This window comes from Methylobacterium terricola (assembly GCF_006151805.1).
Lineage (GTDB): Bacteria > Pseudomonadota > Alphaproteobacteria > Rhizobiales > Beijerinckiaceae > Methylobacterium > Methylobacterium terricola.
The window spans coordinates 164,094-186,067 of sequence record NZ_VDDA01000011.1 but is presented as its reverse complement, the minus strand read 5'-3'; the positions used below and the strand labels follow the sequence as shown (position 1 = coordinate 186,067).

Sequence of the window (21,974 nt, the reverse complement as noted above, 5' to 3'; positions counted from 1 at the left end):
GGGCGCCCCGGCTGGGGCACTGGCGTCCTGACGGAAGCGCCGCCCTCACGGCGGCGCGTCTTTCGTTCACTCGCGGACCGGTGGCAGTTCCTTGACCTCGGGCGTGACCTTGGCGCCCGGACGCACCCGGGTCAGGCCGACGATCACGATGGTCTCGTCGCCCTTCAGGCCGTCGCGCACCACCCGGTAGCCGTCGATCTTCGGGCCGGGGCGGATGTTGCGCGGCTGGACGACGTTGTCGGGCCCGAGCACGTAGACGAGGCGCTTGTCCTGGTTCGCCGCGATCGCGTCGTCGGGGATCAGCACGCCGCGATAGGGCTTGGAAGCCGGCATGCTGACGATGCCGAACAGGCCGGGCTTGATGAAGCGGTCGGGATTCTCGACGGTGGCGCGCAGGAGCACCGTGCCGGTCGCCTCGTCGACCCGGTTGTCGACGAAGTTGAGCACGCCCTTGCGGGTCGGCTTGGCCTCGCCGGTCAGCGCCACCAGGATCGGCACGGTGTGCTCGTTCTGGGTCGCCCCCATGCCGATCCTGAGCGTGCCCTGGTAGGCCAGGAACGAGCGCTCGTCGACGGTGAACGAGAAGTAGATCGGATCCAGCGACACGATGGTGGTCAGCATCGTCTGGTCGGTGATGACGATGTTGCCCTCGGTGACGTTCCGCTGCGAGATCCGCCCGTCGATCGGCGAGCGCACCTCGGTGAAGTCGTAGTTGAGCTGGGCCTGGCGCAGGGCCGCGGTGGCGCTGTCGACGTCGGCCTGGGCGGTCAGCGAGTTCTGCCGGCGCTGGTCGGTGACCTGCTCGGAGATGTTGCCCGAGCGGCTGAGCGTCTGGGCGCGCTCGAGATCGGTCTGGGTGAAGTTCAGCCGGGCCTGGGCCGAGGACAGGGCTGCGGTCGCCTGGTCGAGGGCGGCCTTGTAGGGCCGCCGGTCGATGGTGAAGAGCAGCTCGCCCTTCTTCACCACGGCGCCGTCCTGGAAATGGATCTTTTGCAGGTAGCCGGTGACGCGGGCGCGCACCTCGACATACTCGATCGCGTTGAAGCGGCCGGTGAAGTCGTCGTGCTCGACCACCTCCTTGACCACGGGCTTGGCGACCGTGACCGCGGGGGGCGGACCGCCGGGAGCCTGGGCCCGCGCCGGGATTCCGGCCATCAGCAGGAGCGCCGGGATCACCGCCGCCAGCCCTAGCCTGCGCATACTCACTCTCCCGTTCATCTCTGCATGCGACCCGTCGGACGCGCGTCGGAGATGCGCCGGGGAGCATCCGCGTCGAGGGGCTGGCCGTATCGGGAACCGCGCCGCCCTCGGCACGGCCCTCCCGGGGCCGGGGTTGTCGAACCGCCCGGAGGGCGGGATGTCGCGAGGCCGGCGAACGAACCCGAAGGCGGCCGGCCTCGTATCGTCTATCCCAAGGTCAGCTAGTCGATCGCCTCGCCGGCATTGGCCCAATCCTTGAAGCCGCCGACATAATGCTCGGACAGAGGGATGCCCTGGCTCTGGAGGTATTGCAGCGCGCGGGCCGAACGCACGCCGGCGGCGCAGGACAGGACCGGGCGGCGGCCGTCGCCGGCGATCAGCGCCTGCAACCGCTCGATGTCGAAGGTCGAGAGCGGGAAGGAGACCGAGCCCGGGATGTGGCCGGAAGCGAACTCGTTCGGCTCGCGCACGTCGATCAACAGGACGGACCCGTCCGCCAGCCCGCTCTTCACCGCATCCCGGTCCAGATCGACGATCGCCATAGTCCCATCCGATTGCCGACCCCGGCGCCGACTTGACGATCATAGTCGGTGCGTCCGCCCCTTGTCACCGCGGCGCGACGGAGCGGTGACGAATGCGATAAATCATCAGCGCTCAGCGTTGCAAGGGCGACCATCCCTCCCCCGGAGCAAGTTTTGTGCGCTGCCGCACAGGACGGCCGCCGATTGGGCTTCCGGGCTGCGGCCATGTAGGACGGCGCCCGAGTGCCGTCACAGCGTCGAGACCGTCATGCTCCGTTCCCCCGTCGCCCTCGATCTCACCCGGCTCGTCACCCGCCTGCGGCACGCGAGCCCGACCGGGATCGACCGCGTCGACCTCGCCTATGCCCGCCACCTGCTGGCGCAGGGCGGGGAGCGCTTCGGCCTCGTCTCGACCCGGCTCGGCCCGAAGGTCCTCGATCGCGGGCAGATGGCCGGGCTAGTGGAGGCGGCGGTCACCGCCTGGACCGAGGAGGTCGCGGCGGAGGACGACCCAGTCTATCGCGACCTCTGCGTGCGGGTCGGCCTGCCGGCCCCGGCGGCGGGTTCCCGGCCCGCCGGGTCGAGCGGCGGGCGCCGGCGCCGGGAGCGCGAGGTCCGGGCCTGGATCGCGGCGTTGCGGGCGCCGGGGCCGGAGCGGCTGCCGCGGGGAACGCTCTACCTCCACACCTCGCATCTGCGCCTCGACCGGCCGGAACGGTTCGACTGGCTCTACGACCGCACCGACGTGACCCCGGTCTTCTTCGTCCACGACCTGATCCCGATCGAGTTTCCCGAATACGGCCGTCCCGGGGAGGCCGAGCGCCACCGGGTGCGGATGGAGACGGTGGCGCGCCATGCCCGCGCGGTGGTGGTGAACTCGGCCGATGTCGGGGAGCGCTTCTCGGGCTTCCTCGCCGGGCTCGGGCGGCAGGCGCCGCCGGTCACGGTCGGGCCGCTCGGGATCGAGAGTGCGTTCGGCCGGGCTCCGTCGGCGCCGCCGGCCCGGCCGCTCTTCCTGGTCTGCGGCACGATCGAGCCGCGCAAGAACCTGATCGCCCTGCTGACCGTCTGGCGCGAGCTCAGCCTTCGGCATGGGAACGCGACCCCGCGCCTCGTCGTCGTGGGGCGCCGCGGCTGGGAGAGTGAGAACGTGGTCGACCTGCTGGAGCGCTGCCCGGCGGTGCGCGCCCACGTCACCGAGGTCTCCGGGCTCTCGACCGCGGGCCTCGTGCGGCTGATGGGCCAGGCCACCGCCCTGCTGATGCCCTCCTTCGCCGAGGGCTACGGCCTGCCGGTTCTGGAGGCCGCCGCTGCCGGCCTGCCGGTCGTCGCCTCCGACATCCCGGTTCACCGCGAGATCGCCGGGTCCTTCGCCGAGTTTCTCCACCCCCTCGACGGCCTGGGCTGGATGCGGGTGGTCGGGGAGCTGGCGGTGCCGGGCTCGGCCTTGCGCACCACGATGGCGGGGCGCCTCGCCGGCTACCGGGCGCCGACCTGGGAGGACCATTTCGCCCGGGTCGATCCGGCGCTGGAGGCGCTGGCGGGGTGAGGCCTCGCGGCGGTTTTGCACCCAGGCTGCCCTACGGCTAAGGTCGCGGAGAGTTTTTCACGCGGCCTCACGGCTCCGCCGTGAACGAGAAGGCGCGGCTCCCCTCTCCCGGGTGGGAGAGGGGCCGGGGGTGAAGGTGGCGCGCGTCAGTGTGAACCGCTGAGCGTCGTGCCGGTAGCGGGACGGTCCGAGCCTGAGTGAGGACCGCGGCACCCTCACCCCTGCCCCTCTCCCACACGGGAGAGGGGATCCCGCGCGCTCCTCGGAAGCGTACGGAGCAGCGTTGGCCGTCCGACCGGACAGATCCCATGACCGACTCCCCCTACCCCCGCGACCTCGTCGGCTACGGCCGCACCCCGCCGCAGGCGCAGTGGCCGAACGGCGCCCGCCTCGCGGTGCAGTTCGTCATCAACTACGAGGAGGGCGGCGAGAATTGTCTCCTGCACGGCGACCGGGCCTCGGAGGCGTTCCTGTCGGAGATCGTCGGCGCGCAGGCCTGGCCGGGCCAGCGCCATATGAGCATGGAATCGATCTACGAGTACGGCTCGCGGGTCGGGTTCTGGCGCCTGCACCGGCTGTTCACCGGGCGGGGGATTCCGGTGACGGTCTACGGCGTCGCCACCGCCCTCCAGCGCAACCCCGACGCGGTCGCGGCGATGCGCGAGGCCGGCTGGGAGATCGCCTGCCACGGCCTCAAATGGATCGACTACCGCGACTTCTCCTACGAGGAGGAGAAGGCGCATATGGGCGAGGCGATCCGGATCCACACCGAGGTCACCGGCGAGCGCCCGCTCGGCTGGTACACGGGGCGGACCTCGGAGAACACCCTGCGGCTGGTGATGGAGGAAGGCGGCTTCCTCTACTCGGCCGATTCCTACGCCGACGACCTGCCCTACTGGGTCGAGGGACCCCGCGCGCCGCAGCTCGTCGTGCCCTACACCCTCGATTCGAACGACATGCGGTTCGCCACGCCGCAGGGGTTCAACGCCGGCGACCAGTTCTTCGCCTATCTGCGCGACGCGTTCGACGTGCTCTACGCCGAGGGCGCCGAGACGCCGCGGATGCTGTCGATCGGCCTGCATTGCCGGCTCGTCGGGCGGCCCGGGCGGATCGCCGCGCTCGCCCGCTTCCTCGACCACGTGGCGGCGCATGACGGCGTGTGGGTGACGCGGCGCATCGACATCGCCCGTCACTGGGCCAAGACGCACCCGCCCGCCGGCCTGACCCCGAGCCGGATGGGCCGCGCCCTGTTCGTCGAGAGCTTCGGCGACGTGTTCGAGCACTCGCCCTGGGTGGCCGAGGGCGCGGTGGCGGCCGGGCTGTCGCCGATGCAGGACTCGGCCGACGGGCTCCACGCCGCGATGGTCGAGGTGATGCGGGCGGCCGAGCCGGAGCGGCAGCTCGCCCTCATCCGCGCCCATCCCGACCTCGCGGGGCGGGTCGCCGCCGCCGACCTCGCGCCCGAATCCCGCGCCGAGCAGGCCTCGGCCGGCCTCGACGCCCTCGACGCCGAGGGCCGTGCCCGCTTCCTCGACCTCAACGAGCGCTATCGCACCCGCCACGGCTTCCCGTTCGTGATGGCGGTGCGGGGGAAGGGCCCGGACGAGATCCTGGCCCAGCTCGCCGAGCGCCTGGACAACCCGCCGGAGGACGAGCGGGCGCGGGCGCTCGCCGAGATCGAGATCATCGCGCTGCTGCGGCTGCGGCAGAGGCTGCCGTCGCTGCCGGACGTGTTCGCGGCGACGGCGTAGGTCTTCTCCATCGGGACCTGACATCCGCCATCGTCATTCCGGGGCCGCGAGGCGGAACCCGGAATCCAGAGCCGCAGATGGTTCAGGAAGACGCGGACCGCTGTTTTCCTCGTCCTGTGCCACTTGCGGCTCGGGATCCCGGGCTCGCGCCTCGGGCGAGCCCCGGGATGGCCCTGCAAGGTGGACGCATCGCAGCGCGACGAACGGCTTCGACTGCTTACGAAGCTTCGAACCGCTCCGCCCGCCCGTGCGGCGCATCGTAATCCAGCACCGGCCCGAGCGGCACGATCCCGGTCGGGTTGATGGTCGGATGGCTCTCGTAATAGTGCCGCTTGATATGGGTGAGGTTCACCGTCGGGGCGATGCCGGGGGTCTGGTAGAGGTCGCGCAGGTAGGGCGCGAGGTTCGGGTAGCCGGCGATTCGGCGCAGGTTGCACTTGAAGTGCCCGACATAGACCGGGTCGAACCGCACCAGCGTGGTGAACAGCCGGATGTCGGCCTCGGTCAGCCGCTCGCCCATCAGGTAGCGGGTGCGGTCGAGGCGGGACTCGAGGGCGTCGAGCTCGTCGAAGAGCGCCGTCACCGCCTCGGCGTAGGCGTCCTGGCTGGTGGCGAACCCGGCCTTGTAGACGCCGTTATTGACCCGGTCGTAGACTACCCCTTACTATGAAATGTAACAGGGTTTACCTATGGACAGGCCGGTGCTGGTTTATTCTTACGTACGAATGAGTTCGACCGCCCAGACCAAGGGTGATTCGGAGCGCCGGCAGATTGAGCAGGCGAAGGCGTACGCGGAGAAGCACGGCTACACGATGGCTCCGGCGATCCTCGACCTGGGGGTGTCCGCCTTCAAAGGGGCGAACCGGAAGAAGGGGGCGCTGGGCGGGTTCCTGAAGGCGATCAAGGAAGGGCTGGTCCAGCCAGGGATTCTGGTGATCGAGGCCGTGGACCGGCTCAGCCGTGAAGAGCCGATGGACATCCTGATGTTGCTCCGCGACATTTTGTCCACGGGGATGAGCATCCACCTGCTCAGCTTGAACCAGACGATCGATCAGAAGAGCTTCGCCGAGGTGACGTGGCTGCTGCCGGCCATCGCCTCCATGGCCGGTCTAGCTCACACCGAATCTAAGCAAAAGAGTCAGCGCATCGAAGCGGCGTACCGCGAGCGCCAGAGGCAGGCGCGTCAGGGTGTCACACTGAAGGGCAACTACCATCCGGCATGGCTGCGCCGGGTCTACCATCCGGACGGTACGGTCGAACACGTCATCATCGAGGAGGTGGCAGCGGCCGTCCGCCGAGTGTTCCAACTCGCCGCAACCGGCATGGGCTCACACTCCATCGCCCGTACCTTGAATTCTGAGGGGGTCCCGGTCGTCCCGGCCTGCTTCGGGGACAGCGAAGAAGCGAAGGAACGAGCCGCCAACCGGCGCTGGTATCAGGCTTACGTTGGGAGACTTACGTTAGACCGCAGAGTACTGGGTGAGTACCAGCCGAAGAAGACGGACGGGGATCGTTCATCCCCGCTGGGCGACCCCATCCCCGGCCATTTCCCGGCGATCATCAGCCAGGAAGTCTGGGATCAGGTTCAAGCTGCCAAGCATCCGAAGCACGGCAAGAAGACCGGTGGCCGCAAGCTTCAGATGTCGAACCTGTTTACCGGTGGGATGGCGAAGTGCGACCACTGCGGCGAGCCAATGCGCATCCTCGGGCGCTGGAACGCAGACAAGACGAAGGAACGCCTGTATCTGCGGTGCGCCTCGCACCAAGAGGGAGGCAACCCTTGCGATAACAAGCGCACGCCCCGCTACGACTGGTTCGAGAAGAAGTTCTTCAAGGCCCTGCCGGATATCCCGTGGCGGGGACTGCTCCAGAACATCGAGCCGGATGATGGGGTGGAAGCGGTTACCCGGCAGATCGAGGAAATCAGCGTCCGGATCGACAGCCTTCAGAAGGTGAGCACCCGCCTGCTGCGCCTGATCGAATCTGAGGATGAGCCCGACGCCGAGATATTCACCCGGCGGCGCGAGATTCAGGCCGACATCGGCGACCTGCTGAAGCGGAAGGACGTGCTGATTCGGGATCGCGAGGGGCTGCGTCTGGTCGCCGGCACCGACGAGCACGTGGTGGACGAAGCGGCCGAACTGATCCTCATGATGGAGGGGCAGTCCGAAACCGAACTCTTCATCACCCGGCAGAAGCTGCACGTGCTGCTGTGGCGCATCGTCGAGGGGGCGTACTTCACCGGCTACACCCCAGGCACCGCCCGGGTTCTCATCCGCGGCGGGCTGATTCTGACAATCCCCCTCGACGAGTTCGGTGAGGTCCGCAGCGGATACTGCAAGGCGGTGCAACGCGTGCTGCCGAACGACGGCATCCCGCCGCTGGAGCCGAACGAGGCTGGTACCCAGTTGATCGCGGCCGAGTAGGTCAGACCCACTTCAGCACGGGATCGCCCTGATACCCGTGCTCCCAGACGAACCACGCGAAGGCAATCATTCCCTTGCGTGGCACCGGCTCGCCATTGCGGCTGAAGGCCAGACGGCGGCGGAATACGTAGACCCGGGCGAGCGGGGTTTCAGAGAACAGCTTCTCGCGCCGCACCCCCTCCAGAAACTGAAGCTTCAGCAGCATCGCCACCTTCCCGGTGGAGCACGCCAGCGCGTGCCGGATGAACGGCTCGGCCAGACTGAACGGGGGATTGGTGACGACGTGGTCCACCACCTCCCGGGTCTGAAGGAAGTCGATCCCCCCCGCCCCGTAGCCGCGGTCCACCAGATCCGTGGCGATCACCGCCTCAACGCCCGGCAGCGCGTCGAGGTGGCGCGCCATCGCGCCGTCGCCGCAGGCCGGCTCCCAGACGATCCCCGGGAAAGATTCGCGCGCCAGCAGCGCCAGGGTGGCCGAATCTGGGGTGGGATAAAAATCGTCCTCAGCCCGCTGGGGTGACTTACCAGCAAGGCTTATCGCTCGGTTCTGAGATCCATGGGTAGTTTCCATGGATATAGTTATTCACCGAACAGGCTGTCAGCCCTGTCAAAGCTGTCGAGTCTGTCAACCCTGTCAACACTGTCAAAGTCTTTGTTTGACGAGGACTAGATGACTCGCCATGGTGCGCGGCTGAGGAGCAAACGATGCCGTAAGCCCAAACGAAAACCCCCACCGGATTGCAGTCCGGCAGGGGCTTCAGATTCAAAAGGTTTGGAGATCAAGCAATCCGAACCTACTGACCTGACCGACTCGGTGTCAAGCACCGAGATTGAGATCGTTTGTGCCCGCGGCCAGCCATGAGGTTGGTCAGTGCCCAAGCCGAACCCATTTCGGATGAAGACGGAGACCCCGACTTTCACGCCGATGCGCCGCGACAAGAAGCGGGGCTACTACCTGAACGACCGCGCCGAGAAGGCGTCGCTGAATGCCCTGGTGGAGGGATTCCGGAGGGGCAGCTACATCCTGCCCCGCTCGGTCCGCAGATTCCTGCGCCGGCCGCTGGAGGCGTACCAGGGCCGTCCCCGGCTGGCGAAGGCGATCTCGATCCTGGCCAACCTGATCGGCAGATTCCACACCGGTGAGCACAACTTCGTCCAGCGGGGCTGCGGCATCGGTGGGGAAGGCGCGGGTTTCTTCCTGTCCCGCAAGGGCCTGTGCGGCCCGAACGGCTTTCAGGGCCTCACCGAAGCCCTGGTCCGCGAAGCCACCCAGGTGCTGATCCAGATCGGCTTCATCGAGCGGATCACCCCGGCCGGCGAACTCACCGAGGTTCGGGCCCCGAAGAACGCCAAGACCCCGTTCGGCTACTTCCGCCGCGGCTTGAAGGCAAAGAAGGACGCCCTGGGTCGGATTCGCAGTCCCATGGTGATGTACCGCCTCGGCCCGGACACCCGCCAACTCTTCGCCAAGACCCTTCGTCGGACCGAGACACGGGGAGAGGGGGCCGTGGGGGAACCTCTATGGAGTAACTCCGTAAATATTTTAGATTCTGAGCCCGGTGGAAACCGCGCGGGGAAACATAGTGGTTCTAGCTATGACGATGCTGGCCACGACCCCGGCGACCCCAGATTCCACCGCTACCGGCCGAACCCAGATCGCGACCCGCTGACGAAGCGCCGCTGGCCCGATGCGGTGCGCCTCGCCGAGATGGAGAAGCTGGAGCAGTGGAAGCGGGGACCGAAGCCGAACTTGGCCTTCGAGCGCCACAGGGAGGCCCAGTGGCGGCTTCCGACGCAGGCGAGCGACCCGATGCCCAGGTTGAGCCGGGGGGCCCTCACCAGCCGTTTCCTGCGGGGTGATGGGTGAAACGGAGCTGTCGACCGGCCCCAGTCCGGGTGAGCTGGCCGTTACAGGCCCTCCCCTCCCGGCTTGCGAGCCCGCTTCATCGGTGTGGGCTCGAACCACTCGGGTCGAACGCTGTGCTTCCGCGCCGCGGCATGGGTCAGGCAGATGAGTTGCCCGGCGTTGCCGATGCCGCAGCCTTCAGGGATAGGCCCTGTATGCCTCAGAATTGGCCCAGGAGCGATTTTCGCCAGCGCCTGCGGCCCACCTACCAGAAGAAGGCGCTCGCGGCTCAGGAAGTCATTCTCGGCCTCCAGTTCGGCCACGTAATCGGTCAGCGCCTTCAAGTCAGATTCAGAGATCGTCATGAGGGAATTTAATATTGCCCCCGCCGAAGCCGACGTGATTAAACGCATTCATTGCTTAATCCATAGGTATATGACTTTGCCCCGACCATTCGACCTCGGCCCTCTGCCGGCCTTCACCAACCTGACCGCAATCCAACTCGCCCTGTGGGACGACGGACCCGAACTGAAGATCGCGAAGAGCGGACGGAAGACCGGCGCGGTTCGCTACAAGCTGACCATCGAGGCGTACTTCCAGCCGAACCAGCCGCTCAACAAGCGCCAGTACGTGTTCAAGCGGAACATACCCCTCAGAGCAGCCAACCCATTCCTCACCCTGATCGACAAGCAGAAGGCGAAGGGCACCATCACAGATTCGTACCACAAGAATCTCGGTGACACCGTCCTGGCCCTGCCGCTGCCCGATCGGGACCAGTTCATGTTCGGCCAGATCTGGGAGAACAACGAAGGATGGCGGTATTTCGAGGACCAGTTCGTCGCCGTCAAAATGCCGAAGGGCGATGACCCGGCTGTGGCAATCATCTTCAACGAAGGCACCGAACTGATGACCGAACAGATGAACAGCCACTTCGCCTCCGGCAAGATGACCCACTCCGCATTCATCGACCTCAGCTAGACATCCGTGACTGAGGGACGAAGTCCCGAGATCCATAGATATCTACATAGGTATCTACATCAACGATGTCTACCTAGATATCTATGGATCTCGGCTTCGCCTCAGTTAGAGATGTCTACGTGATTCGGCTCCCGCCTCAATGTCTACGTGATGTCTACGAACTCGGCTGCGCCTCGATGACAAGGAGTTTGTCTTCTCCCTTCAGGCTCGACAAACTCAGGGAATGAAGCAGATGCGACTCAGGACTTCGCCTTCGCTGTTCGGTTTTTTTCACACCCAATTGAGAAGAAGATAGTGAACCGGGCGAAACGGATAAATTGACCGGACACTCTCCGATCACATACAATACGTTCATTACTTAAATCAGTTGGAACACCATGAACATCGACATCACCCAGGCGATTACCACGGAACTGGACAACCTCCGCACGATCATCGGCGCAACCACAACGGACAACCTGAAGACGATTCGCGAGATCATCAGCGCCGAGATCTCCATCCGCACCGAACGGGAATACGAAGAGCAGCGCAACGCCCGGAGACGAGCCGAACGAGCCGCGAAGAACCCGAAGCTCCCGCCCACACCGGAACAGATCGAAGAGCGGAAGGCCAAGGATCGGGAACGGCTCCGCAGATTCCGAGAAGCGAAGAAGGCAGCCGGCAAGTGACGAAGGCTGAACGTAAGGCCGACAACGAGTGGTTCAATCGCACTACGACGACGGACATCATGGTTTCCCAGGGGGCCCACATTGGCGAGGTGGTTTACCCCTACAACAGAATACAGACTATCCACCAACCCGGCTGCGAAGGATCAGACTTCGTCCTCAACCGAGACAACGGCTCGACCTGGGTCGAACCTCTCGGAAGCGTTCTCGAATGGTGCATTTTCAACAACATCGAGGTTGATCAGCATCCAACGATGTCGATCTTCCGAATGACACCACAAACAGACAATGCTAAGTTCCTCGTCAAGATGCGCTGGTACTGAGGAGTCCGACAAGTGACCGAACTCACCGACAGCGAGGCATCGGAACTCCACGCAAAGTGGTTGGACCAGTTCCAAAACGGAGACGCCCATGTACTGCCGTGCTCACCATTGGAAATCGTCCTGATCCACGGCCAGGAACATCGCAGCAACCGTGCGCCACTCGGAACAACTCGTGCATGGTGCGAGGCGAACAACATCAGCATCGACCCGCATCCATACTTCGTAGACATGTTCCGCGCCTTCGCTGAGACCGAAGATGCGAAGTACCTATTCAAGACTCGCTGGCCTTAATATATTGCCATCAAGGTGCCAACCAAGTACAAGTAGATCCACGGCATTCGTTCCGCCGTCCTTTCTAATCAGCTTGTAGGTTGGTGCCGCACACCAGTCTGAGCATTAAGTCTTCTTCATCAAATATTCTCCGTAGAAACAACTAAAGGGGGGATCTCACGATCCTCCCTTTTTCTTCGTCTGGTCCACGCCTGCGGCTAAGACGAAGGCATAAATACCAGCGTGATTATTGCAGGTATAGACCCAGGCACTTCAGGGGCCATCGTTATCATCGACAACAATTCGAGAATCATCGGCGTCCACGATATGCCGATCATCCACGAAGCCATGTCATCAGGTAAGACCGTGAAGCGAGTGGATGTCCTCACACTGGCCGCAACCCTGAAGCTCTACCCGCTGGATCTGATCGTCATCGAACAGGTCTCAGCACGGCCAGGACAGGGCGCAGTCTCGACGTTCAGCTTCGGTCACACAGCCGGCGCGATCGGAGCGGTGGCCGCGCTGACAGGGGCGGAGATTCAGACCGTCCGGCCGGCAACGTGGAAGCGAGCCATGGGGCTGACCGCCGAGAAGGACTGTTCCCGGGATCGGGCCATCGAACTGTCAGGGCAGGCCGAGCACTTCAAGCTGAAGCGCCATCATGACCGAGCCGAAGCGTACCTGTTGGCGATCTGGGGAATGAACAGCACGACGATCACTGAGGGCGAATCGTCAACCAACTATCAGGAAGTAGTGAAGCACAACGATGAGTGATGATGAGAACAAGCCAAACGTGAAGCTGACCGGCCGTCCGAAGTACTCTCCGCCGAACGTCGAACTGATTCGGGCTGAGGCTGAGATCCTTCCAGCACCGGATCGGAAGATGCCCGTGGATACTCGGGTGACCCGTCGAACCACCGTCTCGGTTGCAAATTCGGCAGACAATGAAAAGGTTGTCGAAGAGTATTTGCAGAAGCACGGTCTAATGATGGTCAAGGAGATGCTGGGGCTCGCGCTTTCGCCCGATGTCAAGCACAATATTAAACTTTCTGCGCTTCAGTATCTGATCGATCGAACTTATGGCAAGGCCACTCAGCGCTCCGAAAGTCACGAGGTCATCGAGAACGTTACTTCTCTACATCTACAGGCATTGAAGGCGACGGTCAAGCCGAAGACTGAATGAAAAAGCCTCTGACCCCGGGTTTTCTTCCGGTGATCAGAGGCTCTGAGTAGTCCTAGCGCCTCTACTTATCTTCGGTCTGGTGCGGCGGACGGTTAAGGGATCATGCAGCCACGTTAACCATGTTCGGCGATGATCCTGTGGATATCTGCCTCAGCCCTTGACGCCATGATCAGCAGCACGATGGTGGGCGGCTGGCGGTAGTGGATCGCCAGTCATTCACCAGTCGATCCGCTTCCCTCCTCTGCCGAGGACTGGCTTCAGGTTGTACCGAAGACTGGCCGGCGACTGGCCCTCAGGTTGTACGACAGAGCACGGCAAGACAAGAGATTCCATAATACGTCTTATGCGAACGCTCCTAGTTGCATCTAGGTGAGGATCGGTTGTGCCGCCGATCCATCACTATGGTTGCATTCGCCGCGGCCTGAGTTGTGCCGCCCAACCATCAGGGCCAGCAGTCGCCCACATGATCTTCAGCCAGTCAATAGCCCATACCCTGTCAAGACATATCTTTCTGCAAAGATGGTTAACGTGGCTGCATGACTTCTTAACCATCAGGCCGACAGGTCAAACCAACACAACTTCCCAGCCAGCAAGATGAAGAGAAGAACAGGCTGATTCCCCACAACTTCCCAGCTTGTGGATAACTCGATTTTCTTCGAAAAAAAGTGCGATACCCCCCACCCGGCCTCTTGACAGGGGTCGGCCTAAAAACGCAGCCGGCGCATCCAAAAAATTAATATAGTTTCCAAAATGCCTTAAGCGGTAAACTAACTGCTCACAAAAATTTTGGACAAACAATTGACAGTCATTCTTTATCGCGACACCCACAAAAGCTGGGAGAAGATGCGCGAACGTTGCCACAACTCGAACAACGAAAATTTTAAAAATTACGGGGCGCGGGGAATCTCCGTTGATCCTCGCTGGGACGATTTTGGTAAGTTTGTAGAGGACATGGGTCTTCGTCCTACCGGCATGACTCTGGACCGGATCGACAACGATGGGCCGTACACTAAAGCAAATTGTCGGTGGGCGACTTCTGTCGAACAGGCCCGCAACAAGCGTAATTCGGTCCTTCTGACATACCGTGGCCAGACCAAGCACATTCGTCACTGGTGTGAAGAATTGGGGATCAATTACTGGACGGCCCGATTGCGCCGACAGAAGGGCTGCTCAGTCGAAGAAATTCTCTCCACTGAGAACTTGCCGACCAATCCTCCGTCAGGAAGCCGTCTGGCAAGACCAATCAACACTCCTGCCGGACCGTTCGAGTCGCAATCTGCTGCGGCGAAGCACTTCGGACTCACTCGTGCTCGCGTGTCTCAGCTTGTGAAGCGGGGGACGAATGGCTGGGGCCGCGCGTGATCGCGCGTGTCCTACAGTGCTTTACTAAATACTCCCATGAACACTGAAACCGACATCGAAACTGTAAGCCTCGTGGATCTTCACCTCGAAGCCATCCGCGCCGCTGTTAAGAAGCCTTCGCCCCCCACCTTCAAGGCCGGCGACATCGTTCGTCTAAAGACATGGTCCCCGAACATGACCGTCACCGGTCTCAACAAGGATCGCACGGTTGTTTTCACCAAGTGGTACGACACCACTCTTCACACGTTCTGCACCGAGTCGTTTGAAATCGAAACAATCGTACTGGCGCAGGTGAAGTGATGATTGAGATCGTTTCCGTCTTCATCTCGCTCATCGCCCTCTTCGCCGCGATCAATATTCTGGACCGGTACTTCCGCTACCACATGGCAGCGATTCACAATCGCTTCGAGACCCTGGAAGCCAATCTCCGAGGTGCATTCTTCAGTCTCAACGACCGCCTGGACGCTGCTGAGAAGGCTCGGGCTGACGGGGAGGTGAAGTGATGTCCCTCCCCATCCTCATGCGAACCGGTTTCGTCGCGCTGAACCCCTCCCTTCGGCCGGCAGTCGAGCCCCGTGGCGGCTCCCTGGCCCCGATGGTGACGAATGAGGTGGTTCATGCGGCGAGCCTCATTGTCCAGCAGCTTTCCCTGGACTTCGCCGCTCAGGGCCTGCCGCTCGATGAGTATCAGATTGTGATTCAGGTGTCGGCGCGCCCGAGCGCCTGATTCAGCAGATTCAGAAATCAGCGGACCTGTGGGATGGGGGCGATCGGCTCATGATGTGCTCCCCACGCTGGAAACCCCACAGTTTGCCGACTGGTACGGAATCATCATGGAGCCGATGATTCCACTTCAATGATGAAATGGGTGAGCTGCCCGTCGACATTCCGGGCGAGCTGCATATTACAGCCCCACGAATACAAATATAGCTTTGAAACGATCATTCCGGTACAGTTCAATCACGGTCAGGACAACGTTTCAGTCCTCGACCTTCGCATTTTCTAACGCGTAGCACCTTTTTCACCCCATATTTTTTCTAACGACAATGAGTGTTTTTGATTCAACAATTTTTGGACGACTTGAGGCTGAGATTCGCGAGGCGTACCGGCTTCAGAAGAAGAGCGCGGCTGAGCGGGGGATTCCGTTCCGTTTGACCCTGGAAGAGTGGGTCGATTTCTGGTTTCAGCCTGACCCGATCCGTGGGGATGGCGTACCGGCGTATTTCCGCCGGGGCCGGAACCGCGACAGCTACGTGATGGCCCGTCACAATGACGAGGGCGCGTACGAGCTTGGCAACATCAGCATCAAGACCCAGGTGGAGAACTGCCGCGAGCGCAAGCCGAGCCCGAACCGGTTCTCTGCCACGGCGAAGCGGCGGGTACTGATTCAGTGCGCCTGGACCCCGCGCCCGGTACGCACCCCTCTGGGGAGCTTCAAGAGCGTGACGGCTGCGGCGAAGGCCCATGACCGGACGTGTGATGAGATCCGCCGGCAGATTCTGAAGGGGACCCCTGGATTCCAGTATGTGGAAGCCTGGGAGGCCCTGGTTGGCGTAGAGCACAGCCAGTCGGCTGGGTCGGATCAGGCTGGGGCTTCGGTGGTCGCGCAGACCCTTCAGGGGGGTCTGTGATGACCTTCAACAGCCAAATGGTCGTCTACAACGAGGACGGGACGGAGAACTCCCAGGCGACCGCGCTGATGCGGATCATCCTCGACCGGTTTGCGGTGGAAATGCTCGGCCGGGTTGCGGTGGAAACGTGCCGCCCGAAGGATGTCACCACGATCATCGTCGAAGCCCTCTCGGCTTCGCTGATCCACCAGTTCGAGGAAGAAGGCTACGAGGGCTGCGCGTGGCGGATTGATGAGACTGAGCCAGACCGGTGGCGGGAACCGACCCTCCATACCTACGAGCGGTGCGCCAAGCTGAAACCAGTCGCCGCGGCCGTCCTCAAGGCTCTGAAGGATGCGGGGGTGGTGCGATGAAGCACTACATCCTTGGAAAATTGTTCTCTGGTTGGGCGCTTGTAGTGCCCAACTCTGGAACCGGCGAACGCTACTATGTCAACACCCCAGAAGAGGTGCTGAATTGGTGCGCGGATCGTCATATCGACGTTCAGCAAACTGGCAGTCGCTGGCAGATCATCGTGAGTGATGAAGAGGCTGTCTTTGACTTCCGCATGAAGTGGGAGTCGGGAAGCAAAAAGTATCAGTTCACCGAATTTGGAGACGAAAGCCTTATTTTCGATTGCACTGGCGGCAGCCGAGTGAGAATCAGATCGAAGGCGGTAAAGTCATCCGATTTGAAAACATGGCTGGCTGAGCGAGAAATCAAGGTCGAGAGGAACGAAGGCGGTCGATCTATCATCATGTTCGACGAGCCTGCGGCGGCCTTCGAATTCAAGCTGAGGTGGCTGTGATGAGGGACTTCGTAATTCAGTGGGTTGTACCCGTTCTCGTGACCGAACTCGCGGTGGCCGGGGTCATCCTGTTGCCGTTCCTGTGCATCGGCATAATCAGGGTCATTCTCGAAAAATGACCGACTCCTTCCTCTCCCTCCCTCTCCACGCCCATCTGTCGGCGGATCAGCTTCAGGCGTTCCCGATGGCGGATCTGAACCGGGTGGTCGCGCACTGGCATGATCAGGGGGTGTACGTGACCGATGTCACCGTGCAGCCCGAGGTGTTCAAGGCGTGGCAGGATGAGATCCGCAGCGGGCTCATCCGGAAGAAGCTCACCCTGACCGACCCGGACATGGTGGCGCGTCTCGACGAGGCCCTGAAGCAGTTCGACGTGGTCCGGGCCAGCCCCGGCCCGCGGCTGTTCAAGACCCAGGTGGGCGCGGTGCAGATTCACCTGACCACGGACGGCCAGGATGGCTGATTCCACGCTGCGGATCGACCCGAGCCTTCCTCTGCCCTGGCTCGTCACGGTGCCGCCGGCCCGCCGGCCGGATCTGCTGGTGGCGAACAAGCGGTACGACACGTTCGGGAAGCTCGAAAGCTGGGCTTTCCGCAACAAAACGGCCATCGGCGTGCATGAAGGCAGCCCGCCGAAGGTCATCGGATTCCTCAGCCGCGAATTGGCCGAGAAATTCATCAAAGAATATCGACTTTGACCCTTGTACATAGTATAAAAGTCACCAGTTAGAAAATCATGGGTGACGCGTAGAGGGGAGGCGGAAACGTCTCCCCTTTTTCGTGCGCGTAAATACGCGCATGTCAGAATTTGAAGATATTAGTGAGTGGACGAAGTTTGTTGAGCATGGCGCTGGGCTCCCGGAGCCTGAGTTCGAGTTCAACGACAACCCCTACATCGATTTTGTTCGCCGTTACAGGGACGATCCGGTCGCATTCTGCCGCGACATTATCGGCATTGAGCCGAATGCTTGGCAGCAGGAGGCCCTTACACGGATCTCGGGCCCCGAACCGGTCCGAAAGATCGCGATCCGCTCCGGCCACGGCGTCGGAAAGTCCTGCATGGTCTCTCTGGCCGCGATCCACAAGCTGGTCACGTGTTACCCGGTCAAGGTGATCGTCACCGGCCCCGTCGCGGCGACCCTGATGTCCGGTCTACTGCCCGAGATCAAGTCCTGGCTGCGCCGGCTGCCTGCATACATCAGGGAAAGCTTCGAAATCCGCGCAGACAAGATCTTCCTGAAGGAAGACCCGGATGGCGCGTTTCTTCATGCTCGTACCTGCTCCCGCGACAACCCCACCTCGATTCAGGGGATTCACGCCGACAACGTCATGATCATCTGCGACGAGGCGGCGGGTATCGACGAACAGGTGTTCCAGGCCGCAACGGGCTCGATGTCGAGCACCAACGCACAGTTCGTACTGATCGGCAACCCGACATCGCTCACCGGTCAGTTTTACCGGGCATTCCACGAGTCGAAGGACAGTTGGTCCACCATGCACGTCAGTTGCGTGGACTTCCCCGATCGCGTTGACCCGAAGTTTTTGGCCGAGTTGGAGCATGAATACGGGATAGATAGCGATCAGTACCGCATCCGCGTACTGGGTGACTTCCCGAAGTCTGAGAATAACACTCTGATCTCGGCCGAACTGGTCGAGAGCGCGATGAACCGGGACATCGCGGTCGATCCGCTGGCCCCGCTGATTTACGGCCTCGACGTGGCCCGCCACGGTGGTGACCGCTCGGTGCTGATCAAGCGCCGGGGCAACGTGGTGCTCGACTGGAAGATCTATAGGGGCCTGGACCTGATGCAGCTTGTCGGCCACGTGATGGCCGAAGCTCAGACCGACAACCCGACAGAGATTTGTGTCGATTCGATCGGCATGGGCCAGGGTGTGAGCGACCGTCTCCGGGAATTGAGGATGCCGGCGCGGGACGTGAACGTGGCGGAAACTTCCGCCATGAACCCGAAGTGCGATCGGCTCAGGGATGAACTGTGGGTGGCCTGCCGGGACTGGCTGGCGCAGCGGGTCTGCAAGCTGCCCGAGGACGCGACGCTTCGCGAAGAACTGTGCGCCCCGACCTTCACGTACACCTCCCTCGGCAAGATCAAGGTCGAGAGCAAGGATTCGATGCGCAAGCGGATTCGCCGCTCGCCTGACTTGGCTGACGCCCTGAACCTGACCTTCGCGTCTGTCGCGGCCGGCGTCGGTGGTCGAGCACTGGCCTGGACTCCTGGCGTACCGCTCAAGCGGGGTATTCGAGGCATCTAAGAAGACTATGCGACGAAGGTAAATAGTCGCATGTCGAATAAAGTAACTTCGAAGCGCCGTCGTAAGAAGATGGACGACGACACCTTCCAGGGCGTCGTCTATAAGCTGGCTCAGGACGCTGAATTTCACATTGATCATGATGTGGCCCCTCAGCGGATCAAGGCCACGCAGTTCTACAACGCGGAACCGCTCGGAGACGAAGAGGACGGCCGGTCGCAGTTCGTGCTGAGCGTGGTTCGTGACGCAACCAACGCGATTTTGCCGAGTCTGCACCGGGTCTTCATGGGATCAGAGCACGCCGTCGAGTTCGTGCCGACCAATGAGGCCGAAGTCCAGATGGCAAAGGACGCCACGGACGCGGTCAATCACATCTTCTGGAACAAGTGCCACGGCTTCTCCCAGGTGCTGGAGCCGGCGTTTCAGGATGCCCTGATTCGTGGTGCCGGCGTCCTGTACTGGTGGTTTGAGAAGAAGGAACGGGTCCGGGAATTCACCGTCAAGGGCCTGACCGAAGAAGAGATGGATCTGTACGTCGCCCACGACCCGGACGACATCGAGATCGTGTCGAAGGAAGAGTGTGAGTGCGAGGACTACGCGACCCCGCATCAGGCCGATCCGCTGAACCCGGCTGAGGACCCGGCTGTGGCGAGCGCCGTCGAGACGGTGATGAGCACGATCGTCCCCGAGATGCTGGCGCTCGACCCCACGGCTCAGATCAGCATCGAGATTCCGAAGACCTACAACTTCCGCATCCGCCGCACGACCCGCGAGCCGGTCGCGATGATCAAGGCGATTCCGCCGGAGCAGTTCATCATCAACCGGTCCGCGACGCACGAGGGTGATTCCCTCTGCATCGGCCGGCGTCAGGTGGTCACCGTGTCGGATCTGGTCTCGACCGGCTTCGACCTCGACGAGATCCTTGAGAATTGCGGCACCAGCCCGATCTATTCGGTGGGCCCGACGAACATGGAAGCTGAGGTTCGTGACCCGGCGCTCCTGTGGGGCCGGTACGACAACTCGGGCGACGACAGCCTTCGTCAGGTTCTGTATTCCGAGCTTTTCGTCAAGATCGACCGCGATCAGGACGGCGTCGCTGAACTCTGGCGCGTCCAGACCCTGGGTGAACACCACTACATTCTTCACGCCGAGATCTATGAGGACGACGAGCCTCCGTTCGCGCTGCTGTGCCCGTTCCCGACCGCCCACAAGGCGCTGGGGGAAAGCCTCGCCGAACGCCTGATCGACCTTCAGAGCATCGAGAGCCGGATCTGGCGCAACACCCTCGACTCCTTCGCGTCCTCCATCTTCCCGCGCATGGCGGTGGTGGAAGGGCAGGTGAATTTGGACGACGTGCTCTCGAACGAGGTGGGCGCGGTGATCCGGATGCGCACCCCGGGCGCGGTTCAGGAAATCGGCCACACCTTCCTGGGTGCCCAGGCGATGGGTCTGCTTCAGCAGCTTCAGCAGGTGAAGGCGGAGCGCACCGGCGTGTCCGCAGCGAGCCAGGGCCTCGACCCGGAAGTGTTGCAGTCCACCACGGCTTCGGCGGTCGCGGCCACCACCTCGGCGGCGGACCAGACGGCCGAGATCATCGCCCGGCGCTTCGCCGATGGCATGAAGCGGGCCTTCTCCGGCCTGCTGCGCACGATCTGCCGGCACTTCGACGAGCCGCTGGATATCCGGCGCTCGGATGGCACCACCACCCAGATCGACCCGCGCCAGATCAACCCGGACCTGCTGGTCAGCACGAACACCGGGCTGGGCAAGGGCAAGGATTCCGACCGGCTCCAGATGTTCGCCAACCTGCTTCAGTACCAGCAGATGATCATCCAGGCTGTCGGCCCGAACGGCCCGGTCGGTCCCCAGGAAATCCGCAACACCATCGCCTCGATGATGAACATCGCCGGGATCAAGGATGTGAGCAAGTACATCAAGCCGATCCCGCTCAACTACCAGCCGCCGAACCCGCAGCAGGCCCCGAACCCGCAGATGTATCTGGCCCAGGGCCAGATCCAGAACGATCAGATCAAGCTCAAGCTTGAGATGCAGAAGATGCAGCTTGAGCACGAGCGTCAGGTCGCGAAGATGCAGATGGACATGGCCCTGGAGCGCGAGAAGCTGGCCCAGGAACGTGTGCTTCAGCTTGCGACGATTCAGGCGCAGTACGGCAGCCAGCTTCAGCAGGCCGAGATGGACCGGGAACTCGACATCGAGAAGGCCCACATCAACCTGACCGGCCAGATGATGCAGCAGGACGCCGCCCATTCCCACGAGATGGGGAAGGCGCACTTCGCCGCGATGCAGCAGCGGATGACCCAGCAGGCCGATCAGGCCCATGCGGCCGACGAAGCTCACCTCGACCGGCTCGCCGGGCTCCACACCCAGGATCTCCAGCAGTCCCACGCCGCCGACATGCAGGCCAGCCAGCAGGCAGCCGACGCCGCCATGACCCCCGATTCAGGAGCCTCCGACGATGCAGCCCCCAGTGTTTAATTCCAGCCCGATCGGCGGCGGGGCTCTCAGCCCCATGCAGCCGGTCCAGCAGCAGATGACCCAGCAGGGGCTGATGCAGCCGGCGCAGCGCCAGCAGCCCCAGCCGCTGATGCCGTCCCTGCCGATGAACGTCCAGCACCCGGTCGCGAATCCCGCATCGGCCCCGAAGCCGCCGGGCCAGCAGCCGCAGGCCAACCCGATGCAGGGCCTGACCCAGCTTGCCCAGGGCCTCACCAAGGGCGTCCAGGGCCTCCAGAAGGCCAACGGCGTGTTCGGACCGTCCCAGGGCCAGACCGCCAGCGCAACGCCGCCCTCGCCCTTCTCACAGGGCCTGGGACAGGGTCAGCCGCAGAACCTGCCCCAGCCGGGCCTCACCCCGGGCTCAGGCATGGACAATGGGCTTCACCGCCCGATGGTCGCCCCCCAGGGCAACCCCAGCCTCGGTGATTCCGCGACGAGCTTCGCGCAGCCGGCGCAGCCGGCCATGACCGGCACGATGGTGGACCCGTCGAGCATGGGCGGGTTGAACGCCTTCGCCAACCCGATGGGTTCTATGAGCACATTCGGGTTCGGTTCTGGCAATTTCGGCGACATCGGTCAGGCCGGGCTTCTCGCCCCGACCATGCCGGCGGCTCCCGACATGGGTTTCAGCGGCGGATTCGACTTCGGCGGCTTCGGCGGCTTCGGCCTGCTGTAACGGAGCTGTCGACCGGCCTGG

26 protein-coding genes and 1 pseudogene are annotated in these 21,974 nt (G+C 62.8%); 22 read left to right on the top strand and 5 right to left on the bottom strand.

Annotated features, from left to right (window positions below):
• Positions 1-66 precede the first annotated feature (66 nt).
• Both FF100_RS22230 and FF100_RS22225 read right to left on the bottom strand, forming a co-directional pair.
• Entirely contained in the window at positions 67-1,200 is a 1,134-nt protein-coding gene (locus FF100_RS22230) for an efflux RND transporter periplasmic adaptor subunit (RefSeq protein WP_139037945.1), read from the bottom strand.
• Between the two features lie 221 nt (positions 1,201-1,421).
• A complete protein-coding gene (locus FF100_RS22225) occupies positions 1,422-1,742 on the bottom strand; it encodes a rhodanese-like domain-containing protein (RefSeq protein ID WP_139037944.1) in 321 nt (106 codons plus the stop codon).
• A gap of 247 nt (positions 1,743-1,989) precedes the next feature.
• Between FF100_RS22225 and FF100_RS22220 the strand changes: the two genes are divergently transcribed.
• Positions 1,990-3,270 (top strand): glycosyltransferase family 4 protein, encoded by a 1,281-nt coding sequence (locus tag FF100_RS22220; RefSeq protein ID WP_139037943.1) that lies wholly within the window; start codon positions 1,990-1,992, stop codon positions 3,268-3,270.
• A 308-nt stretch (positions 3,271-3,578) separates the two neighbouring features.
• Entirely contained in the window at positions 3,579-5,021 is a 1,443-nt protein-coding gene (gene puuE, locus FF100_RS22215; protein WP_139037942.1) for an allantoinase PuuE, read from the top strand.
• 217 nt (positions 5,022-5,238) lie between these two features.
• Here the strand turns inward: puuE and FF100_RS22210 are convergent.
• Positions 5,239-5,676: pseudogene (locus FF100_RS22210) on the bottom strand (glutathione S-transferase C-terminal domain-containing protein); the annotation flags it as partial.
• Positions 5,677-5,722: 46 nt separating this feature from the next.
• Between FF100_RS22210 and FF100_RS22205 the strand changes: the two are divergent.
• Positions 5,723-7,447 carry a recombinase family protein gene (locus FF100_RS22205; RefSeq protein WP_205824976.1) on the top strand — a complete coding sequence of 575 codons (1,725 nt, stop codon included), beginning with the start codon at positions 5,723-5,725 and terminating at the stop codon, positions 7,445-7,447.
• A 1-nt stretch (position 7,448) separates the two neighbouring features.
• Here the strand turns inward: FF100_RS22205 and FF100_RS22200 are convergent, their stop codons facing one another.
• The gene (locus FF100_RS22200) at positions 7,449-8,018 is read right to left on the bottom strand and encodes a class I SAM-dependent methyltransferase (protein WP_139037940.1); all 570 of its coding nucleotides are present in this window, start codon (positions 8,016-8,018) and stop codon (positions 7,449-7,451) included.
• A gap of 324 nt (positions 8,019-8,342) precedes the next feature.
• On the opposite strand from FF100_RS22200, the gene FF100_RS22195 reads away from it, so the two are divergent.
• Complete coding sequence (locus FF100_RS22195) at positions 8,343-9,314, top strand: hypothetical protein (RefSeq protein WP_139037939.1); 972 nt, start codon at positions 8,343-8,345, stop codon at positions 9,312-9,314.
• 41 nt (positions 9,315-9,355) lie between these two features.
• Here the strand turns inward: FF100_RS22195 and FF100_RS22190 are convergent, their stop codons facing one another.
• The gene (locus FF100_RS22190; protein WP_139037938.1) at positions 9,356-9,658 is read right to left on the bottom strand and encodes a hypothetical protein; all 303 of its coding nucleotides are present in this window, start codon (positions 9,656-9,658) and stop codon (positions 9,356-9,358) included.
• Here FF100_RS22190 and FF100_RS22185 point away from each other — a divergent pair.
• The 18 genes from FF100_RS22185 (at position 9,657) to FF100_RS22100 (ending at position 21,953) form a co-directional block, all read left to right on the top strand.
• A complete protein-coding gene (locus FF100_RS22185; protein ID WP_139037937.1) occupies positions 9,657-10,271 on the top strand; it encodes a hypothetical protein in 615 nt (204 codons plus the stop codon). The two genes, FF100_RS22190 and FF100_RS22185, sit on opposite strands and share 2 nt — an antisense overlap.
• Positions 10,272-10,648: 377 nt before the next feature.
• Positions 10,649-10,939, top strand: a complete 291-nt coding sequence (locus FF100_RS22180; protein ID WP_139037936.1) for a hypothetical protein — start codon at positions 10,649-10,651, stop codon at positions 10,937-10,939.
• Complete coding sequence (locus tag FF100_RS22175; protein ID WP_139037935.1) at positions 10,936-11,259, top strand: hypothetical protein; 324 nt, start codon at positions 10,936-10,938, stop codon at positions 11,257-11,259. Before FF100_RS22180 ends, FF100_RS22175 begins: the two co-directional genes overlap by 4 nt.
• Before the next feature lie 12 nt (positions 11,260-11,271).
• Positions 11,272-11,550 carry a hypothetical protein gene (locus FF100_RS22170; RefSeq protein WP_139037934.1) on the top strand — a complete coding sequence of 93 codons (279 nt, stop codon included), beginning with the start codon at positions 11,272-11,274 and terminating at the stop codon, positions 11,548-11,550.
• 306 nt (positions 11,551-11,856) lie between these two features.
• Positions 11,857-12,303: a RuvC family protein gene (locus FF100_RS22165; protein ID WP_139037933.1), complete on the top strand. Its 447-nt coding sequence runs from the start codon at positions 11,857-11,859 to the stop codon at positions 12,301-12,303.
• Positions 12,296-12,712: a hypothetical protein gene (locus FF100_RS22160; RefSeq protein ID WP_139037932.1), complete on the top strand. Its 417-nt coding sequence runs from the start codon at positions 12,296-12,298 to the stop codon at positions 12,710-12,712. Before FF100_RS22165 ends, FF100_RS22160 begins: the two co-directional genes overlap by 8 nt.
• 798 nt (positions 12,713-13,510) lie before the next feature.
• Positions 13,511-14,074, top strand: a complete 564-nt coding sequence (locus FF100_RS22155) for a hypothetical protein (protein WP_139037931.1) — start codon at positions 13,511-13,513, stop codon at positions 14,072-14,074.
• Between the two features lie 36 nt (positions 14,075-14,110).
• Entirely contained in the window at positions 14,111-14,374 is a 264-nt protein-coding gene (locus tag FF100_RS22150; protein ID WP_139037930.1) for a YodC family protein, read from the top strand.
• Positions 14,374-14,577: a hypothetical protein gene (locus tag FF100_RS22145; RefSeq protein ID WP_139037929.1), complete on the top strand. Its 204-nt coding sequence runs from the start codon at positions 14,374-14,376 to the stop codon at positions 14,575-14,577. The genes FF100_RS22150 and FF100_RS22145 overlap by 1 nt, the downstream gene beginning before the upstream one ends.
• The gene (locus tag FF100_RS22140) at positions 14,577-14,801 is read left to right on the top strand and encodes a hypothetical protein (protein WP_139037928.1); all 225 of its coding nucleotides are present in this window, start codon (positions 14,577-14,579) and stop codon (positions 14,799-14,801) included. The genes FF100_RS22145 and FF100_RS22140 overlap by 1 nt, the downstream gene beginning before the upstream one ends.
• A gap of 424 nt (positions 14,802-15,225) precedes the next feature.
• Positions 15,226-15,705 carry a hypothetical protein gene (locus FF100_RS22135; protein WP_139037927.1) on the top strand — a complete coding sequence of 160 codons (480 nt, stop codon included), beginning with the start codon at positions 15,226-15,228 and terminating at the stop codon, positions 15,703-15,705.
• A complete protein-coding gene (locus FF100_RS22130) occupies positions 15,705-16,058 on the top strand; it encodes a hypothetical protein (RefSeq protein WP_139037926.1) in 354 nt (117 codons plus the stop codon). The genes FF100_RS22135 and FF100_RS22130 overlap by 1 nt, the downstream gene beginning before the upstream one ends.
• Positions 16,055-16,492: a hypothetical protein gene (locus tag FF100_RS22125; RefSeq protein ID WP_139037925.1), complete on the top strand. Its 438-nt coding sequence runs from the start codon at positions 16,055-16,057 to the stop codon at positions 16,490-16,492. Before FF100_RS22130 ends, FF100_RS22125 begins: the two co-directional genes overlap by 4 nt.
• 115 nt (positions 16,493-16,607) lie before the next feature.
• On the top strand, positions 16,608-16,955 hold the full coding sequence (locus FF100_RS22120; protein WP_139037924.1) for a hypothetical protein: 348 nt from the start codon (positions 16,608-16,610) through the stop codon (positions 16,953-16,955).
• Complete coding sequence (locus FF100_RS22115; protein ID WP_139037923.1) at positions 16,948-17,190, top strand: hypothetical protein; 243 nt, start codon at positions 16,948-16,950, stop codon at positions 17,188-17,190. The genes FF100_RS22120 and FF100_RS22115 overlap by 8 nt, the downstream gene beginning before the upstream one ends.
• A 100-nt stretch (positions 17,191-17,290) precedes the next feature.
• Positions 17,291-18,763, top strand: coding sequence for a hypothetical protein (locus tag FF100_RS22110; protein ID WP_139037922.1), 1,473 nt, complete (start codon positions 17,291-17,293; stop codon positions 18,761-18,763).
• Positions 18,764-18,832: 69 nt separating this feature from the next.
• Entirely contained in the window at positions 18,833-21,256 is a 2,424-nt protein-coding gene (locus FF100_RS22105) for a portal protein (RefSeq protein ID WP_139037921.1), read from the top strand.
• Positions 21,237-21,953 carry a hypothetical protein gene (locus tag FF100_RS22100; protein ID WP_139037915.1) on the top strand — a complete coding sequence of 239 codons (717 nt, stop codon included), beginning with the start codon at positions 21,237-21,239 and terminating at the stop codon, positions 21,951-21,953. Before FF100_RS22105 ends, FF100_RS22100 begins: the two co-directional genes overlap by 20 nt.
• Positions 21,954-21,974: the final 21 nt, after the last annotated feature.

Coding starts and splice junctions, on each gene's coding strand:
- FF100_RS22230 (WP_139037945.1), bottom strand. CDS start 1,200: ATGCGCAGGCTAGGGCTGGCGGCGGTGATCCCGGCGCTCCTGCTGATG.
- FF100_RS22225 (WP_139037944.1), bottom strand. CDS start 1,742: ATGGCGATCGTCGATCTGGACCGGGATGCGGTGAAGAGCGGGCTGGCG.
- FF100_RS22220 (WP_139037943.1), top strand. CDS start 1,990: ATGCTCCGTTCCCCCGTCGCCCTCGATCTCACCCGGCTCGTCACCCGC.
- puuE (WP_139037942.1), top strand. CDS start 3,579: ATGACCGACTCCCCCTACCCCCGCGACCTCGTCGGCTACGGCCGCACC.
- FF100_RS22200 (WP_139037940.1), bottom strand. CDS start 8,018: ATGGAAACTACCCATGGATCTCAGAACCGAGCGATAAGCCTTGCTGGT.
- FF100_RS22195 (WP_139037939.1), top strand. CDS start 8,343: ATGAAGACGGAGACCCCGACTTTCACGCCGATGCGCCGCGACAAGAAG.
- FF100_RS22185 (WP_139037937.1), top strand. CDS start 9,657: ATGAGGGAATTTAATATTGCCCCCGCCGAAGCCGACGTGATTAAACGC.
- FF100_RS22190 (WP_139037938.1), bottom strand. CDS start 9,658: ATGACGATCTCTGAATCTGACTTGAAGGCGCTGACCGATTACGTGGCC.
- FF100_RS22180 (WP_139037936.1), top strand. CDS start 10,649: ATGAACATCGACATCACCCAGGCGATTACCACGGAACTGGACAACCTC.
- FF100_RS22165 (WP_139037933.1), top strand. CDS start 11,857: ATGCCGATCATCCACGAAGCCATGTCATCAGGTAAGACCGTGAAGCGA.
- FF100_RS22160 (WP_139037932.1), top strand. CDS start 12,296: ATGAGTGATGATGAGAACAAGCCAAACGTGAAGCTGACCGGCCGTCCG.
- FF100_RS22150 (WP_139037930.1), top strand. CDS start 14,111: ATGAACACTGAAACCGACATCGAAACTGTAAGCCTCGTGGATCTTCAC.
- FF100_RS22145 (WP_139037929.1), top strand. CDS start 14,374: ATGATTGAGATCGTTTCCGTCTTCATCTCGCTCATCGCCCTCTTCGCC.
- FF100_RS22140 (WP_139037928.1), top strand. CDS start 14,577: ATGTCCCTCCCCATCCTCATGCGAACCGGTTTCGTCGCGCTGAACCCC.
- FF100_RS22130 (WP_139037926.1), top strand. CDS start 15,705: ATGACCTTCAACAGCCAAATGGTCGTCTACAACGAGGACGGGACGGAG.
- FF100_RS22125 (WP_139037925.1), top strand. CDS start 16,055: ATGAAGCACTACATCCTTGGAAAATTGTTCTCTGGTTGGGCGCTTGTA.
- FF100_RS22120 (WP_139037924.1), top strand. CDS start 16,608: ATGACCGACTCCTTCCTCTCCCTCCCTCTCCACGCCCATCTGTCGGCG.
- FF100_RS22115 (WP_139037923.1), top strand. CDS start 16,948: ATGGCTGATTCCACGCTGCGGATCGACCCGAGCCTTCCTCTGCCCTGG.
- FF100_RS22110 (WP_139037922.1), top strand. CDS start 17,291: ATGTCAGAATTTGAAGATATTAGTGAGTGGACGAAGTTTGTTGAGCAT.
- FF100_RS22105 (WP_139037921.1), top strand. CDS start 18,833: ATGGACGACGACACCTTCCAGGGCGTCGTCTATAAGCTGGCTCAGGAC.
- FF100_RS22100 (WP_139037915.1), top strand. CDS start 21,237: ATGCAGCCCCCAGTGTTTAATTCCAGCCCGATCGGCGGCGGGGCTCTC.